Source organism: Pseudomonas sp. KBN12P06040 (genome assembly GCF_037574965.1).
GTDB lineage: Bacteria > Pseudomonadota > Gammaproteobacteria > Pseudomonadales > Pseudomonadaceae > Pseudomonas > Pseudomonas aeruginosa.
The window spans coordinates 2,154,395-2,172,402 of sequence record NZ_JBBELS010000001.1 but is presented as its reverse complement, the minus strand read 5'-3'; the positions used below and the strand labels follow the sequence as shown (position 1 = coordinate 2,172,402).

Below are 18,008 nucleotides of genomic sequence, written 5' to 3'. Positions count from 1 at the left end.
ATTGATTCACTAACTGTTAGTAGATCAATATGAATCCAAGCCCTCTAGACCGAGGGTTCCCCTCCAACATCGGACCATGGTGCAGGACGCCTGATGAAAGTGGAAGAACTCCCCCAAGAGGGTTTCGCCGAGTGCCCCCGCTATATAACCCTGATGCGTTTCGCCTTCCTGACCGGCCTCAGCGACCGGCCGGACCTGCTCTATGCCTGGATAGAGAGCGGCGACCTGCCGATGCGAACCTTCGGTACGCAACGCCTGGTGGATATGCAGAAGCTGCAAAAACGCATCGAGGAAGCAAAAAAAGGGGCCGATTCAACCGGGTGAATCGGCCCTTTCTGAAAGACCCTGCCGCCGGCGAAACCCCTCAGCGATTGAGCATGAAGGTCTCGTACTCCAGGTCGTCCAGCGCGGTGGTCAGGCGGTACAGCCCGACCAGCACGCAGACCAGCAGCGACAGGGTGAAGCCGTAGCCGAAGAAGCTCGGCCCGAGCAGCAGGCTGACGAAGGTCAGGGCGCCGTTGACGATCACGAACAGCACGCAGAGTTCGAGGACGATGCGGCGCTTGTCCAGGTAGAAGAAGACGTTGAGCAAGGCCATGAACACTACCTGGATGCTCACCCCGATCAGGTCGATGTAGAACAGCGGCAGGTAGTAGCGGGAAATTCCCAGCCAGCCGAGCAATTGCGGCGCCAGCAGGAACAGCAGGACCACCGCCAGCCCCTGCACCTTACAGATTTCCAGGAGGCCCTGGCGGATGGCGAGGATCATCTGCTCCTTGAGCAGGCCGATGTGCTGCAGGGTCTCGCCGCCGCGGATCGCCTCGTAGACCCGCTCGTACCACTCGGCGAAGTCGGTCTCGATGCGCACCAGGAACACCGCCATGCCGGGAATGATCGACAGGTAGGCGAGGAAGATCGGCAGGTCGTAGAGGATCGAGGCGCGCAGCGGGCCGATCACCAGGTCCGAGGTGGATGGGTTGAACCAGAAGATGAACTTGTCGATCCAGATCCCCAGGTTGTAGCAGAGGCCGGTCAGCAGCAGGCTGACGAAGACCTGTCGGCGGTCGAGGAAGTCGAAGGCCACCATGCGCCTGGCCGGGTACTCGCGGAGGATGTCGTAGAGGAAGACGAACAGCAGGCTGGCGTGGCCGATCAGCAATGCCAGCAGCAGGCCGTCCATCTGCATGAAACGCAGCAGGTAGGCACAGGCGACCATCAGCGCGTAGCCGATGAACATCACCAGCAGGATGCGTTTGTAGGCCTTCATTCCCGACAGGAAGATGATCACCAGCCACAGGTTGCAGAGCACCACGAAGTTGGCCATCACCAGCAGGCGGTAGGCGAACGGCTCATCGAACAGGGTCGCCAGCAATATCGCCGAGAGCAGGCCCGCCGCCAACGTCACCAGCAACAGCACGCCCACCAGGTTGGGCAGGATCGCCTCGTGCTTGCGCTCGAACAGGCGATCGGAAATGAAGCGGGTGAAGAACAGTTGCAGTCCCCCGGTGAAGATCAGCGACAGCGCCATCAGGTAGGTCACCGTGATCAGGAACTGCCGGACCAGCACGTCCGGCACCACCACGCCGAGGCTCAGCACGCCGATCAGCATCACGCTGACGATCGACAGCACCCAGGGACCGGAGCTGATCAGCCCGGCGTAGAGATAGGCGCGCAGGGTCGCCGTATAGGAATCGCGGGAAAGGATCTTCCGCAGTTCGAAGCCGATGCCGGCCATGTCATGCAATCTCCGTGGCTTCGCGGTACAGCCCGCGGTAACGTCCGAGCATCAGCGCCTCGGTGTAGTAGCGTTCGACCCGTTGCAGGCCGACCGCCTGGGCCGCCTGCCAGCGCTGCGGATTGCGCAGCAGGGCGAGGATCGCCCGCGAAGTGGCCTGCGGGTCGGCGATCGCCACCACCTCCCCGGCGCGGCCCAGGGCGCGATCTTCGGCGTCGGCGCCTTCGATCAGTTCGCGGCAGGAGCCGACGTCGCTGCTCACCACCGGGGCGCCGGCAGCCCAGGCTTCGAGGATCACCAGCGGCTGCGCTTCGCTGATCGAGGTGAGGACCATCAGGCCGAGTTGCGGCAGGACCTCGCCGATCCGACGGAAACCGAGGAACTTCACCTTGTCCTGCAGGCCGAGGCTGGCCACCAGGCTGCGGCATTCGCTGGCATAGTCCGGGTCTTCCTCCTCCGGACCGACGATCCAGCCCTCCGCCTCCGGCATCGCGCTGACCACCCCGCGCATGGCGCGGATGAAGGTCTTCACGTCCTTGATCGGCACTACCCGGCCGACCAGCCCGACCACCGGCGGAATCCCCGGCGGCCGCCGTTCGAGGGCGCCGGCCCAGGCATCGAGGTCGATGCCGTTGGGGATCACCCGGGTGCGCCGTGGCTCGGCGCCATCGAGTACCTGGCGCTGGCGGTTGCCTTCGTAGAGGGCGACGATCGGATTGGCGGCGCGATAGGTGAGCAGGCCGACACGCTCGAAGAAGCGGATCCACAAGCGACGGATGTAGCTGACCTCGGCATCCAGTCCGGTACTCAGCTGCTCGTCGGGGTTCTCCGCGATCCAGTTGGCCTGGGCCAGGTCGATCTTGCGCTCCTTGGTGTAGATGCCGTGCTCGCTGAGCAGGTAGCGGCAGCCCCAGCGACGTTGCAGGATGCAGCCCAGCAGGCCGGCGTAGCCGGTGGAGATCGAGTGCAGCATGCGCGCCCGCGGCATCCGCCGGGCCGCCTCGGCGAGCATGAACACCGGCGCCTGCATCGAGCGCAGGGTCCAGAAGTAATTGACGAAGGACGGATCGGTGCAATAGCGCTCGTAGCCTGCGGTGATCGCTTCCCAACTGGCCTTGCTGTGGAGAAAGTCCTCGCGGCCGATGCGGCCCTCGGCGAGCAGGTCGAGCAGCGCGTCGCCCTCCTCCACGTCCGGCGTCTCCGGGTAGTGGAAGAAACGGTGCAGGTCGCGCAACGCCTTTTCGGTCTCGCTACTGCCCTGTCGCGCCTGCGGGTTCGGCGAACTCCAGGCGGTTTCCAGGAAGTGTTCCTCGATGTGCAGCACATTGTCCGGGATCGGGTAGTGGCGCTTGCCGTAGGCATCCTTCTGGCCGCCGATGAAGAACACCGAGAAGGTCAGGTCGGGGAGACCGAGGATCAACTGGTTGACCCAGCTGGAGACGCCGCCGCGGACATAGGGCCAGGTGCCCTCCAGCAGCAGGCAGACATCGGCGACGGGCGCCGTCGGAGCGGTGTGTTCGGTCATGTCCAGTATCTCGCCAGGGCCGCGAAGGGCGGCCGTTGCAGCATGTCGTCGGGCATTCCGGCGAGAAGCCGGGGGATGTCCCGGTAGCGCCGCTGGAAGAACGCCACCTCGGCGCGGAACGGCGCCAGCTGGGCGCTATCGATTCCCGCCTCCTCGGCGGCCTGGAGGGCGTGCCCGGCATCCTCCAGGCGGCCTTGTTCGAGGGCGATGCGTCCGGCCAGCAGATGCAGGTCGGCCGAGGGTGTGCCGCGTAGCGCCTGGTCGGTATGCTCGCGCGCCTGCTCGAGGATGTGCTCCAGTACGCTGCCCTGGGCCAACCCCAGGTAGGCCAGTTCCCAGTACCAGCGCGCCAGGGTTCCGTGCAGCGCGCCGCGTCGCGCCGGCGTGGCGCCGGCGAGGCGGCCGAGGGCGGCCTCGATGCGCTGGTTGATCCGGCTTTCCTTCTGGTCGAGCATCGAGTAGGCCAGCAGGCGGACGTCGTCGGCGGGGTCGCGCAGGGCCAGCTTGAGGATCGGGATCGCCTCCTTGCCGGGCATCCGCCGGGTGGCGAAGATCGCCGTGAGCCGCTGGTTCGGGTCCGGCGCATGGCGCAGGACGTCCTGCAGACCGCCGTCGCTGAACATCATGTCGAGGCGCTTTTCCTTCGGCCGGAACGGCAGCTCGGGGACGCCCATCGCCTGCCAGGCCTGCTCGCCACGCTGGCGCGGCAGGTACAGCGCCGGGAACACCGCCGCAGCGACGCCGACCGCTCCGATCAGCGGCACGAAGAAGGCCAGGCTGAAGAGGAACAGCGGGCTCCACGGCAGCGGGAACTTGTAGCGCCGCGGCAGCAGCAGCCATACGCCGACGCACAGCAGGGCGCTGCCCAGGCCGTGGGCGAACAGGTAGAGCGCCAGCGCCTGGCCGATCGGCAGGTCGGCGAAGACGCTCGCCCAACTGCTCAGCTCGAACAGGAAGGCGCCGCTAAATAGCCACTTGCTGATCATTCAGGCCGCACTCGTTGAAAAGGAAATGTCCCAGCGCCTGGCGATCGTTGCCGGCGTCCAGTTCGTACTGGCGGATGCGCACGCCCAGCGACTCCAGCTCGCGGGCCTGGCCGAAGCGTTCGGCGAAGAGAATCCTCAGGCGCTGCAGATACCCCTGGGAGCCTTCGGCGGAAGTCAGCGGCAACAACACCAGCAGGACCCGCCGGCCCTCGTCGTTGCGCAGTCGCAACTGCACGTCGAGGCCACGCTGGCTGCCTTCCAGCAGACGCTGGACCTCTTCGCCGTAGCGCGCATCGGTCAGCTCGAAGGCATACAGGCAGGCCGGCAACCCATGGTCGCGGGCGTCCAGCAGGGAGCGCTTGAGGTACTGGGAGAAGCGCTGGGCGTCGATGTCGGCCAGCTGCAGCGCGCGACGGTCGCTCTGCAGCAAGTCGGCGACGTGCCCGGCGAGGATCGCCAGCAGGCTGAAGGTGCGTTCGTTGAAGACGAAGAACGGCATCTGCTCCACCGCCAGCAGGGCGAGGATCCGCCCATCGGTGTCGACCAGCGGGACGCACACCTGCAGCGCGCTGTGCGCACGCTGCTCGCCGCGCTCCAGCAGTTCCTGGCGCACGCTGACCAGTTCGCCGCGCTCCAGGCAGGTGCGTACCAGCAGGTCGTCGGCGTCCAGCGCCGGCATCTCGCCGAGCGACGCCAAGGGTTGCGGCTCCGGGGTCCGGTCGTGGCGCACCCGGTAGAGTCCGGCGATGCGCAGAGAACCGTACTGGGCCAGCAGCGCCAGCACGGTTTCCGCCAGCGCATCGAGCGGAGCTTCCTCGCCCGGCAGCTCGCGCAGCAGTTGTCGCAGACCGAGCAGCGAACTGCGCAGGCTCTGGTCATTGCCGGCGACCCGCTGTTCCAGGCGATCGTGGGAGATGCGCAGGATGTGATGGGCGCGGGTGAATTCGTCGAGGCGCAACTGGCGGTACTCGTTCGCCAGCTCCAGGCGCTCCAGGCGGCGTTCCCAGATGTCGCGGAACTCGCCCACCAACATGGCGCAGAGCAGCACGCCGACGATGAAGGCCGCCGGTACCTGGGCATAGGCCTCGACGCCCCGGGCGCGGAACGCGAACAGCGCGGCCACCAGCAGCGCCGCGCTGGCCAGGCCGCGGACGAAGCCGTAGCGCATGCCCAGCAACAGGGGCGCGAGGATCACCCAGGGAAAGGTGGCGTTGACCTGCAGCGGGTCGTCCGGGCTGAACCACCAGCCCAGGCCCAGCGCGAGCGCGCTGATGACCAGCGTCTCGACCCAGGAGACACTGCCGCTGGCGCGCGGTGCGAGGGTGAAATCCTTGTGCGCGGACATCGCCGTCACTCGAGCCGCAGGTCGCCGACCAGCTCGCGCAGGACTTTCTGCGCGGCGCCCGCCAGGCTTTCCCGGGACCAGCCGGCGCGCGCCCCGCTGGTGCTCCAGAGCACCCGCCCGGAGGCCGGCTCCAGCACCTGCAGGCTGACGCCCACCGCCGGCTCGCCGTCCAGGCCGTTCTTGTACTGCCACTCCTCGACGCTGCCGGTGACCACGTAGGCCAGCTTCTGCTGGCGTGCCCAGTCCAGCGCGCGCTGCTGGCGCTCGCGGTCGTCGACCAGTTGCAGGTCGCCTTGCGGCTGCGCCGGGTACAGGCGCGGCCGCACACCCTCCTCGGCCAGCACGCTGAGCAGGATCTGCTCGGCACGCTCGCCGGCCTGCGGCGCCTGGGAGTAATTGAGCAGCGGCACCAGGCCCCACTGCGCGCCGCGCGCCAGCGGCGTAGCGCTTTCGCTGGTGAAGCTGGAGCAGCCCGCCATGAACAGAGCGACGGCCGCGAGAGCCAGGCAGCGGATGGATTGCATGTTGTGTTCCTCCTGTTGAATTCCGTATCCGGGCCGCGCTCAGCGGCCGAAGCGCGTGCTGTAGGTCACCCCGAGCGTGCCGCCGGCATCGCCGCCGCCGCCCTGGGGAGCCGACTGGTAGCCGAAGGTGAACGCCAGTTCGTCATCGCCCAGCAGCTCCATGCCGATGCCGAGATCGATGCCGTAGTTGAACTCCTTCTCTGTCCACTGCCAGCCGGCCAGGGTGTCGACGATCCAGGTGTATTGCGGACGGCTGCGGTTCAGCGCGCCAGGGAAGCCACGGCGCCAGGTGCTGCCGAGGTAGACCTGGCCATAGCGGTCCTGCAGCAGGTCCTGGCTGCGCGCGCCATCGAGCGCCAGCGCACCGCCATGGGCCGCCAGCAGGTCGTCCGGCAGACGGTTCTCCAGGCGATTGCGCTGGTAGTCGATGCCGCCGCGCAGTTGCCAGGCCGGGCCATCGAAGAACAGTGTGTGGGCCCACTCCAGGGACAGCGCCTCGCCGTTGCCGAGGTCGTCGCCCTGGCGGGTGGAGAAGCGGTTGTGCGCCAGCGACCAGCTCAACTGGTCGCGCCCGCTGAGGGTGTGGCGGCCGCCGAGTTTCACGCTGTCGCGCATGCCGAGGGCGCGCATCAGGCCGGTCTCGTCGGTCTCGCGGTGCCAGTCGAGGCCCGCTTCCAGTTCGTCGCGCGCACTCAGCCGCCAGTTGCGCAGCAGGCCCAGGCCGTGGCGGTCCTCGTCGTCGCGCCAACTGCCATCGAGCGTCGCCGCGGCGAAGCCATCGGCCAGTTCGCGCCGCAACGTCAGCCTGGCGTTGCGTTCGCTACCGAGGAGCGAACTATCCAGCGCATCACCGTGATAGCGACCGCTGCCCAGTTCGAGATCGGCGTACCAGTCGTCGCCGAGGTGGCGCGCCGCGCGCAGCGTCGGTCCCTTGAAGTCGAGACCGCCGAAGTCGCGCTTGTTCCAACCCAGTTGCAGGCCCTGGGGCGTGCGTTCGAGGATTTCCGCCGCCTGCCGCCGCAACTGCTCGCGGTTGTCGCGCGAGTGGCCGTCGCCCAGTGCGCCCAGGGCCTCGCCCAGCGCTTCGCCGCCATGGCCGAGACGCACTAGCGCCTCGACCCGCTGCGCCGGATCCAGCTCGCCGCGCTCCAGCAGGCGTTGCAGGGCGGCGCGATTCTGGCTGCGCAGGGCGGCCAGGATCTCTTCGTTGCGCCCGATCTTCAAGCCCTGGCCGCGCGCCCAGGCCAGCCAGTCATCCTTCAGCGGCTCCTGGTTGGTGGCGGCGAGCTGGTCGAGGAACTGCTCGAACCACAGCTGCAGCATCGCCGGCTCGCCATTCCAGGCCCGCCGCGCCTCGCCCTGGGCGAGCAGCGGCCCCTGGGCCACGGCGAGCAGGCGCAGGTAGGCGGCGAAGCTGTCCGGGGTGGCCCTGACCGCCTCGCGGTCGAGCCGCCGGAGCAGTTGCCGGCGCAGGCGCAGGGCCTTGTCCTGGTAGCCGCTGGCATCCAGCGCGTCGGCGTAGGCGGCCTGCACCAGCCAGTCGTTGGGATTGGACTTGAGGTACAGGCGGAACCAGGCCAGCGCCTGGTCGTTACGCTCGAGCAGCAGGCTGGCGCTGGCGAACGGCAGCCACAGCGTGCTGTCCCGCAGCGCCAGGCCATGCCACTGCGCCAACAGGGGCGCCAGGCTGTCGCGACGGCCACGGTCGATGTAGAACCAGAGCAGGCGTTCGCGCACCAGGTTCTCGCCGGGGAAACGCACCAGGGCTTCCCGGTACAGGCGCTCGGCGACGTCGCCATGGCCTTCCTGTTCCGCCAACCGCGCCCTGGCCACCCAGTAATAGGGGCTGCCCTGCGCTTCCGGCAGGCCTTCGGCCTCGGCCAGCAGGCTCTTCAGGGCCGGCCAGTCGTGGAGGTTCTCCGCCAGTTGCAGGGCGCTGGCCAGGCGCCGCGGATCGCGGCTGCGCTGCCAACTGCCGATAAGCACCTGCAAGGCCTGCTGCGGATTGCTGTCCCGGTACAGGGCGATCAACTGGTCCTCGTCGCTGCTGTTCAGGCGGATGTCCAGGGCCAGCATGCGCTCGTAGGCGGCGCGGGCATCGTCGTCCTGCTCCAGGGCCCAGGCCAGCGCCGCGCGCAGGCGCCAGAACTCCGGCTCGCGGATCGCGCGGGTATCCACGCCGGCGAGGACCTTCCAGGCCTGGCGCGGATCGAACAGGTTCCAGTGGGTTTCCGCCCACTGCATGCGTTCCTTGACGCTCAGCGGGAAATGCCGGGCCATCCGCGCCCAGACCCCGGTCTCTTCCTGCAACTGCTGGGTGTGTTCGAGGATCTGCTGCAAGCGCTGCCAGGCCAGGCGCTGTTTCGGATAACCCTGCACGTAGCCGCGCAGCCATGCCTCGCCCTCTTCCGGCGTGCCGCGGGTTTCATGGCTGTAGACCAGCGCATCGAGTTCCTCGTCGGTCATCTGTCGCTGCGCGCCGATGGGCGCCAGCAGCTCGATGGCGCTGTCGAAATCGAACATCTGCAGCGACAGGCGCCAGGCATGCTCGCGCAGGGCCGCGTCATCGGCGCCGGCCAGCAGTTGCTTCCACAGGCCCAGGGCCTGCGGGCCGTTGCCGGTCCATTCGCCAAGGCGCGCGAGATCGGCCAGCAGCGTCCTGTCCTGCGGGCGCAGGGCCAGCAGCTCCTGGCCGACCTCCCAGGCCCGCTCGATCCGCCCGGCGGCCATGTTCAGGCGCAGGTCGGCGGCCAGCGCCTCATGGTCCTCGGGGCGCAATTCGCGCCAGCGCCGGATGAAGCGTTCGGCCAGGTCGTAGCGCTGGCTGCCTTCGGCGGCGCGTACGCCCTCGGCGAGCCAGGCCAGGGTCGATTCATCCTCCGGCAAGGCGTCCAGCCGCTCGTCCAGCAACAACGCCGCCTGTTCGCCGCGCTCGCCAGCGAGCAGGCTGGCGAAGGCCTGGCGCAGATAGGCCAGGCGCTTCGCCGGCTCGGTTTGCGCTTCGGCCAGTTGCCGCTGGATGTCCGCCGCCGGCAGCGGCTCGCCGGAAGCCAGGTACCAGCGCGCCGCCTCGTCCAGCCAGCGCTGCCGGCCCTGCGGGTCGCGGCCGGCCAGTTCGGCAAAGGTCCGCGCCGCCAGGTCCGGCGCGTCCAGGGCCAGGGCATGACGGGCAAGTCGTTCGAGCATGGCGTCGTTCAACGAAACATGCTCGATCTTGCGCAGGCGCTCCAGCAATCGGCGCGTCTGCTCCTCATCCATGCCCTCGGGCCTGGCCAGGGCGCCGAGGATGTCCAGTTCCACCTCGTAGAACGGCGTTGCCAGGCGGTCCTTGCCGCGCAGAAGGGCGAGGTGATGACGCGCCTGCTCGAAGTCGCCGAGCTTGACCAGCAGGTCGATCAGGGTCAGGCGCAGCGCGTCGTTCTCCGGGTGCGCCTGCAACAGCAGTTCGGCGTAGTTCACCGAGACCGCGTCGGGCTCGCCATCGCCGCTGGGCATGAATACTTCTTCGCTGTTGAAGGTCAGCCACAGCACCAGCGCCACCCCGAGAGCGACCGGCAGCAGGGCCCAGGGATTCAGCAGGCGCGCCTTGGGATGCTTGTCAGCGGCAGGCGAGTTGGCCATCGCGCACCTGCTCCATCGGCAACTCGAACGTCCACAGGCCGTTGCCGGCCTTTCCCGGGAAGGCCTTGCCGGCCGCGCTAAGCCGGCAATCGCCCGCCGCGCGCACCACCAGGCGCAACGGCAGGTGCCCGGCGAAGGCGAACTCGACGCGGCCATCGTCGCGGTAGCGCCAGTGCTTCAGCGGCAGGTTGGCCTCCTCCAGCGCCGGCCGCGGATCGCGGCTGTCGCGCAGGACCAGGTGCGCATTCGCCGCACTCAGGTGTACATAGCGCCCCTGGGGCAGGTCGCGCACGCCCGCGACTCCCGTGGAGCGAGCGAGGTCCGGCCAACCCAGCGCCGGGTCCAGGCGCAGGGTGCGCAGGGCGGCGAAGCCACGCAGTTGCCAGCTGCCATCGGCACGCTTGGCCAGGCTGGCGCGATGCAGGCCTTCCAGGCGCGGGATGTAGTCGCTCATCCACAGCGACAACGGATGCTCCGCCTGCATCGCCGCGTAGATCTGGTGCATGGTGCGGATCGAGGCCTGCTTGGTCCCCGAATAGAAGTGGTAGTACAGGTGCAGGCCGCGCAGGCGGCGCGGGCTGTCGGTCAGGGCGAAGGTATCGATGACGCCGCGGAAGCCGTAGTACGGCCCCTGCCAGAGATTGGTGTAGACGTTCTCGTTGATGATCGGCGCGTAGTACTGCACGCCGCCGCGGGTGGGCCGGATCAGCGGGTAGAGTCCGGTCAGCGAGGGAAAGGCCCGGGTCAGCGCGGTATTGCCGCCGTTGACGTTCATCAGCCCGGCGTCGTAGGCGAGCTTGATGGTGGCGGCGTCGGGCAGCGCGTCGCCGGACCAGAAGATCATCTTCACCGGCTTCCGCGGGGTGGTCAGGCGCTGCTCGATGTAGTCGCGGGCCCCGATCACCTCGCGTACGAAGTCGACCTTGTCGTAGCCCGGGATGGCCATCTTGTAGCCATACTGGGCCTCGAAGTTCTCGCCCTGCTCGGCCAGTTGCGGCTGCCAGAAGAACGGATGGCTGAAGGTATGGCTGGCGACCTCGACCTTGTCGTCGGCGAAGATGCGCCGGGCGATCGGCTCCAGCTCCCTGGCCAGGTGCGGGTACATGCCCTTCGGCCCGACCTCGCCTTCGATCACCGAGACCGAGGTGAGGAACGGATAGGGCTTGATGAAGTCCTCCAGCACCTGCTGGCCGGCATAGGGACTGCCGGGCACCTCGGCACGGGAGACGAAGCCGTCGCCATCGATGTGCACGGTGGCGATGCGCCGGCCATTCTCGGTGGTCGCGTCGGGACTCGGCAGCGGCGCAAGGCGCAAGGCCTTGCGCAGGAAGGCGAACGGATCGAGGATCCAGCGCCGGTGCTCGCTACCCTCCTCCAGCACATAGGGCGCCAGGGCGAAGCCGCCCCAGTCGGCGGTCGCCACCGGCACGTACTCCTTGCCGTCGCCCTTGAGCTTGAGCGCCGGGGCCACCCGCGCCGGGTCGAGTACGGTGAGCGCCGGCAGGTCGCGGACCCGGATCACCAGCGGCGCCTCGAAGGCGCCCAGCAGCGCCTGGTCGTGGGTCTCGGTGCTCGGCTTGACCTTGAGCTTCTGCGACAGTCGGCGAATCCCCAGGCGCTGCAACAGGCCGTCGTTCTCTGTGGGCAGGCCGGCGAGGAACGCCACCGGCACCTTTTCGTCGAGACGCGCAGCGATCCAGTTGTCGAAGGCGTCGCTGGCCAGCGGCGGTCCACTGGTCATCCAGGTGACTACCCCCGCGTAGAGACCGCTCAGCGGACGTTCGGGCAGCGGCTGGTCGGCGGGCAGGTAGTCGACCCGATAACCGAGGTATTCGAGCAGGCCGCCGAGGTAGACGTGGCCGGGGCTCAGGGTCAGGTCGCCCTCGCGCGGATCGTAGAGCAGCGCGATGCGCCGCGGTTGCACCTCGACGTCGCTCACCCCCAGGTAGTCCAGCGCCGGGGTGCTGACGAACGGCACGTAGCCTTCGCTACGCAGGCGCGCAGCGAGCGCGCGCGCCTCGTCGCGCCGCTCCGGCGGCAGGTAGTCGATGGCGACGATGGGCATGCCCTGGGCGCGCAGGGCATCCAGGTGACCCTTCAGCCAATCGCGATCGTCCTGGGGCACCTCGCGGTATTGCCCGGCAGCGGCGTCCCAACCGGCATGGATCGACTCCACGGCCACCGCCGACGCGACGCCGGGCAACTCCGGCAGCACTTCGAAACCGCGATTGAAAAACAGCTTGAGGCCCGGCTCCTGGCGATGCAGCTGGGCGAGGAAACTGGCCAGCGCCCGGCGCTGGCCCTCGCGGCGCTCCTCGGCCTGTAGCTGGAAGCTGTCCAGGGTATCGAGGAACAGGCCGGCGTAGCCCTGTTTGCGCAGCTCCGCGGCGCGCTTGAGCAGGTGCGCCCGCCAACTCGGCGCGGCGAGGTCCATTACCTGGCTGTTCCAGGCTTGGTTGCGGACCGCGCTCTTGCCCCGGGCCAGGCCGCTATCGGCGATGGCGGCGGCGTCGCCGTCGAACTCGCCGACCGACAGATAGGCGAAGGGCGTGCTGCCCTGCTCTTTCAGATACCCGACATCGGCCGGCTTGAGGTGCGCCGCTTCGAGCACCACCCAGTCGAACTGGGAAAGCTCGGCCAGCGGCGGCCGCTCGGCGTACCAGAACGCCACGCTGGACGGCCCGCCGGCAGCCCCTGCGGCAGCGCCGGCACAAAGCGCCAGCGCCAGGCCGGCAAGCCAGGCGAGCGGGCGTTCGATGGGTCGAAGGGTGTTACGGCGGGACGGCAGACGCAGCACGGCGATTCCTTTCTTGCTGAACCGCATGCCCAGCCTACGCGGCAGGGTCGATACCGACCGAAGCGGCAGGTCGGGAGCATGGATGCGGTTTCCGATGGCAACGTCGAATCCCTGACAGTGCGGGCACGGCCAAAGCAGCCGCAGGCGATTAACGTCAATCTAATGACTAAATATGCTAATTGCTAATTTTTTAAGCGGAAACTGTCAATTTTTAGGCACATACATGACGCCATGGTGTCCTTTTGCCTGCTCTTGCCTCCCGCGTGACCGCCGCGACGTCATCGGAAAACTCACCGGGCGGGGAAGGAAGTACGGGCTGCCGGGGGTTTATGCGATCGACAGGATCCCGGCCAAGGCATACGAAGCGGAGAAGTCATAGATCCATATGAACCTATTAATAGAGTTTCTAATAACTAAATATTTATTAAATCTGTGAGTCAGGTTGTCCTTTCCGGGCTAACGCCGGGCGCCGGACATTTGTCGCCGCGCAGCGCCTCAGCCACCGCAAACACCGCAGGTTTTCGCCGCGCCAGAATGAAAGAGCCCCGCACTCAGGCGGGGCTCTTGCTTGCCGTCAGGCCGCTCGCATCAGGGGATGCAGACACCGTGCTGGCTGCTCTGCGCCAGGTCCATCAGCTCGCGGTTGGCCACGGCGTACATGGCGTAGTCGGTACCCGACGCGGCACGCAGTTCGACCAGCATCGCCCGCCAGCGCTCGACCAGCGGCAGGTGCTGTTCCAGCCACAGGCCGACGCGCGCCTCGACCTCCTTCGGTCCGTCCTGCATCTGCAACACCGAGACGGTGATCGCCCGCTGCTGCCAGTCGAGGTCGTCGCGGAACGCCTCGCGGGCCAGCGCCTGCCAGTTGTTCTCCACCGGCAGGTTGGTGATCTGCTGCAGGTACCAGGTCAGGTCCAGCGCGCTGCCCACGGCGAAATAGGCCTTGGCCACTTCCGCGGTGTCCTGGCCGGTCACGTCGGACGCCTCGATGATCGGCAGCAGCGTATACAGGTGGCTGGTGCCGGCCACCATGCGTGCCAGCAGTTCCGGCACGCCGGCGTCGACGTAGGTCTGGTAGCGCGCCTGCCACAGCTCGCGGGTCGGCCCTTCGAGCAGCTCGTTGAGCTTCAGGCCGAGGGCGGCGATGCGCGGGCCGAAGTGGGCCACGTCGCGCGCCGCGTCCAGCTCGTTGCGGCGGCTGCGGAGGAACCAGCGGGTGGCGCGGCGACCGAGACGCATCAGTTCGTCCATCAGGGTCAGCTGGATATCAGCGGGCACCTGGTAGTCGAGGTTCTCGATCTGGCGGAACCAGTGCGGCAGGTGGAACACGTCGCGAACGATCACGTAGGCCCCGGCGACGTTGGCCGCGCTCATGCCGGTGGACTCCTTCAGGCGCTGCACGAAGGTGATGCCCATGTGGTTGACCAGGTCGTTGGCGATCTGCGTGCTGACGATCTCGCGCTTCAGGCGATGGCGGCGCATGGCGTCGCCGAACTTCTCCGCCAGCAATGCCGGGAAGGCGGTCTCCATGTCGCGGGTCAGGTAGTCGTCGTCCGGCACCAGCGATTTCAGCAGCGATTCCTTGAGGTCGATCTTGCTGTAGGAGATCAGCACCGACAGCTCGGCGCGGGTCAGCCCCTGGCCGGCACTGATGCGTTCCGCCAGCTCCTCGTCGGAAGGCAGGAACTCCAGGGCGCGATCGAGCTTGCCACGCGCCTCGAGATCGCCCATCAGCCGCTTGTACTCGGCGATCCGCTCGCGGGCGCGACGTTGCGCCAGGGACAGCGCCTGGGTCTGCTTGTAGTTGTTGCCCAGCACCAGGGCGCCGACCGCGTCGGTCATCTTCACCAGCAGCGCGTTGCGCTGCTTCTCGGTCATGTCGCCGGCCTGCACCACTTCGTTGAGCAGGATCTTGATGTTGACCTCATGGTCGGAGCAGTCCACGCCACCGGCGTTGTCGATGAAGTCGGTGTTGTTGGCACCGCCGTGCAGGCCGAACTCGACCCGCGCCAGTTGGGTCATGCCCAGGTTGCCGCCCTCGCCCACCACCTTCGCGCGCAGCTCGCGGCCGTCGACGCGCAGACCGTCGTTGGCCTTGTCGCCGACATCGGCGTGGGTTTCCTTGCTCGACTTCACGTAGGTACCGATCCCGCCGTTCCAGAGCAGGTCGACCGGCGCCTTGAGCAGCGCATGGATCAGCTCGGTGGGCGCCAGCCTGTCGGCCTGGATGTCGAAGCGCGCCTGCATTTCCGGGGTGATGGCGATGCTCTTGGCGCTGCGCAGGAAGATCCCGCCGCCGGCGGAGATCAGCTTGGCATCGTAGTCGGCCCAGCTCGAACGCGGCAGGTTGAACAGGCGCTGGCGCTCGACGAAGCTGCTGGCGGCGTCCGGGTTCGGGTCGATGAAGATATGCATGTGGTTGAAGGCGGCCACCAGTTGCAGCTTGTCCGACATCAGCAGGCCGTTGCCGAACACGTCGCCGGCCATGTCGCCGATGCCGATGACGCTGATGTTGTCCTTCTGCACGTCGATGCCGCGTTCGCGGAAGTGCCGTTGCACGCTGACCCAGGCGCCCTTGGCGGTAATCCCCATGCCCTTGTGGTCGTAGCCGGCGGAGCCGCCCGAGGCGAAGGCGTCGCCGAGCCAGAAACCGTACTCGGCGGCGATGCCGTTGGCGATGTCGGAGAAGGTCGCCGTGCCCTTGTCCGCGGCGACCACCAGGTAGGGATCGTCCTCGTCGTGGCGGACCACGTTGGCCGGCGGCACCACTTCGCCTTCCTTGAGGTTGTCGGTGATATCGAGCAGGCCGGAAATGAAGATCCGGTAGCAGGCGATCGCCTCGGCCTGGATCTCGTCGCGGCTACCGCCAAGCGGCAGGCGGCGCGGGACGAAGCCGCCCTTGGCGCCGACCGGCACGATCACCGCGTTCTTCACCTGCTGGGCCTTGACCAGGCCGAGCACCTCGGTGCGGAAGTCTTCCTCGCGGTCCGACCAGCGCAAGCCGCCGCGAGCCACCTTGCCGCCGCGCAGGTGCACGCCCTCGACACGCGGCGAGTAGACGAAGATCTCGTACTTGGGCACCGGCCTGGGCAGCTCCGGGATGGCCTTCGGGTTGAACTTGAAGCTGAAGTAGCTCTTGTTCTGGCCGTTGCCGTCGGGCTGGTAGAAGTTGGTCCGCAGGGTTGCCTTGATCAGGTCGAGGTAGCGCCGCAGGATGCGGTCCTCGTTGAGCACCTGGACTTCGTCGAGGGCACCGAGGATCGCCTGCTCCAGCTTCTGTTGCTTGTCTTCCAGGTCTTCCGCGGTGAGTTTGCGCGCCAGGTAGAAGCGAGTCTTGAACAGCCGCACCAGCTCGCGGGCGATGTCGGTGTGGGCATTCAGCGCACTGGCGATGTAGCCGAGGTCGAAGCCCAGGCGGATCTGCTTCAGGTAACGCGCGTAGGCACGCAGCAGGGCGACGTCGCGCCACGGCAGGTTGGCGGTCAGCACCAGGCGGTTGAAGGCGTCGTTCTCGGCGTCGCCGCTGACGATGTGGACGAAGGCGTCCTGGAGGATCTCGTTGAGCTGCTGGATGTCCACGTCCAGCCCTTCGGCGTAGGTGAAGGCGAAGTCGTGGATCCAGTATTCACGGCCGTTCTGGTGGCGCAGGCGGTAGGGGAATTCGCCGAGCACGCGCAGGCCGAGGTTCTCCAGGATCGGCAGGACGTCGGACAGGGCCAGCGGGGTGTCGGCGTGGTACAGCTTGCAGTGCAGTTGCTGCTCGCCCTGCGCCAGCGGCTGGTAGAAGCTCATCACCAGCGGGCGCTGCTCGGAGAGGCTGAGCAGGTGCTGCAGGTCGACCACCGCGAAGTGCGGGGCGAAGCGCTCGCGGTAGCCGGCCGGGAAGCCTTTCGGGAAGTCGGCCAGGACGTTGGTGCCCTTGGCCTCGCCGAGGTTTTCCACCACCAGGCTGCTGTAGTCGTCCTGCCAGGAACGGCAGGCCTGGATCACTTCTTCCTCCAGGCGCGCCGGGTCGATGTCGATGCGCGACTTCGGGTCGACGCGGAGGATGAACTGCACGCGGGCCAGCACCGACTCGGAGAAGAAGGTCCAGAACTCGCAGTCGCTGGCCTGCAGGCGCTCCATCAGGACCTGCTGGATCTTCAGGCGCGTCTCGGTGGAATACACGTCGCGCGGCACGTAGGCCAGGCAGTAGCAGAAGCGACCGTAGGGGTCCTTGCGCAGGAACACGCGGATCTTGTTGCGCTCCTGGATGCGGACGATCGCCAGGGCGGTGCTGAACAGCTCGTCCACCGGGGTCTGGAACAGGTCGTCGCGCGGCAGTACTTCCAGCACCTGGGCCAGTTCCTTGCCGAGGTGGGCCTTGGTGTCGAAACCGGAGCGCCGCATCACTTCGGCGACCTTGCCGCGGATGAAGGGAATGTCGTTGACGCTCTCGTTGTACACCGAGGAGGTGAACAGGCCCATGAAGCGGCACTCGCGGATCACCCGGCCCTTGCCGTCCAGCTCGCGGATCGACACGTAGTCCGGGTAGGCCGGGCGGTGCACGCGGCTCGGATGGGCAGCCTTGGCGAAGGACAGCAGGACCGGTTCGCGCAGGTAGGCGACGGCATAGTCCTCGATGTGCAGGTCATCCTTGCTCAGGCCGGCACGCAGCAGACGGGTCAGGCCGAGGAAGGATTTCTCGTCGTAGACCATGCGCCCGCCGTCGGCCTCGTCGGCGACGCTGAATTCCTCGTAGCCGAGGAAGGTGAAGTGGTTGTCCAGCAGCCATTCGAGATAGCTGCGCACTTCCTTCAGTTCCTCCGCCGGCACCTTCAGCTTGGCCTTGCCAAGCCAGGTCAGCAGTTCGCGGGCCTTGGCCTTCATCGGTTCGAAGTCGGCGACGGTCACGCGTACTTCACCGAGCACTTCCAGGATGGCCTTCTCCAGCGCCCGCAGTTCGCCGGCGTGGGCGCAACGGTCGATCTCCAGGTACATCAGCGATTCCTGGCTGACGTCCTTGCCCTGGCTACCCTTGGGCAGGATTTCCTTCAGCTCGCCCTTGGCCGAGCGGCGCACGCTGAGGACGTTGGTCTGCAGGGTATGGATGCTGTAGCCGCGACGGTTCAGTTCCATGCGCACCGAGTCGACCAGGAACGGCAGGTCCGGGTGCAGCACTTCCACCGCGGTGTGGGTGGATTGCCAGCCGTGCTTCTCGTAGTCGGGGTTGTATACGCGGACTTCGGGCTGGTCGCGGTCGAAGCGCTCCAGCAGGCGCCAGGCGGAAAGGGTGCAACCGACCAGGTCGGAAAGCCGACGCTGGGTCAGTTCATCGAGGGAGATCAGGCTGAAGAACTGTTCGGCGAACAGCGTGACTTGTGGTAACGCCTTGTCGCCGAGGTGCTGCGCCAGTGCCGTCTGCAGTTGATGCTGGAAATCGGCTTTGCTGGCCGCGGTGAAGAACGCCATGGTTGTACTCCGCTTGGCTTGTTA

General features: G+C 67.3%; 9 protein-coding genes. 1 reads left to right on the top strand and 8 read right to left on the bottom strand.

The window, feature by feature from the left end; translation table 11 throughout:
- Positions 1-93 precede the first annotated feature (93 nt).
- On the top strand, positions 94-324 hold the full coding sequence (locus VQ067_RS10245; protein WP_003091282.1) for a hypothetical protein: 231 nt from the start codon (positions 94-96) through the stop codon (positions 322-324).
- Positions 325-364: 40 nt separating this feature from the next.
- Here the strand turns inward: VQ067_RS10245 and pelG are convergent, their stop codons facing one another.
- The 8 genes from pelG to gdhB form a co-directional block, all read right to left on the bottom strand.
- Entirely contained in the window at positions 365-1,735 is a 1,371-nt protein-coding gene (gene pelG / locus VQ067_RS10240) for an exopolysaccharide Pel transporter PelG (protein ID WP_003091283.1), read from the bottom strand.
- Position 1,736: 1 nt separating this feature from the next.
- Positions 1,737-3,260, bottom strand: coding sequence for a GT4 family glycosyltransferase PelF (gene pelF, locus VQ067_RS10235; RefSeq protein ID WP_023120393.1), 1,524 nt, complete (start codon positions 3,258-3,260; stop codon positions 1,737-1,739).
- Positions 3,257-4,246 carry a tetratricopeptide repeat protein gene (locus VQ067_RS10230; protein WP_003091286.1) on the bottom strand — a complete coding sequence of 330 codons (990 nt, stop codon included), beginning with the start codon at positions 4,244-4,246 and terminating at the stop codon, positions 3,257-3,259. The genes pelF and VQ067_RS10230 overlap by 4 nt, the downstream gene beginning before the upstream one ends.
- On the bottom strand, positions 4,224-5,591 hold the full coding sequence (locus VQ067_RS10225) for a PelD GGDEF domain-containing protein (RefSeq protein WP_023108513.1): 1,368 nt from the start codon (positions 5,589-5,591) through the stop codon (positions 4,224-4,226). Before VQ067_RS10225 ends, VQ067_RS10230 begins: the two co-directional genes overlap by 23 nt.
- 5 nt (positions 5,592-5,596) lie before the next feature.
- Positions 5,597-6,115 carry a pellicle/biofilm biosynthesis outer membrane protein PelC gene (locus VQ067_RS10220; protein WP_003091288.1) on the bottom strand — a complete coding sequence of 173 codons (519 nt, stop codon included), beginning with the start codon at positions 6,113-6,115 and terminating at the stop codon, positions 5,597-5,599.
- 39 nt (positions 6,116-6,154) lie between these two features.
- Positions 6,155-9,736: a tetratricopeptide repeat protein gene (locus tag VQ067_RS10215; RefSeq protein WP_033990426.1), complete on the bottom strand. Its 3,582-nt coding sequence runs from the start codon at positions 9,734-9,736 to the stop codon at positions 6,155-6,157.
- Positions 9,714-12,560: a bifunctional glycoside hydrolase 114/ polysaccharide deacetylase family protein gene (locus VQ067_RS10210; RefSeq protein WP_033990423.1), complete on the bottom strand. Its 2,847-nt coding sequence runs from the start codon at positions 12,558-12,560 to the stop codon at positions 9,714-9,716. Before VQ067_RS10210 ends, VQ067_RS10215 begins: the two co-directional genes overlap by 23 nt.
- 561 nt (positions 12,561-13,121) lie before the next feature.
- On the bottom strand, positions 13,122-17,984 hold the full coding sequence (gdhB, locus tag VQ067_RS10205; RefSeq protein WP_003109600.1) for an NAD-glutamate dehydrogenase GdhB: 4,863 nt from the start codon (positions 17,982-17,984) through the stop codon (positions 13,122-13,124).
- Positions 17,985-18,008 lie beyond the last annotated feature (24 nt).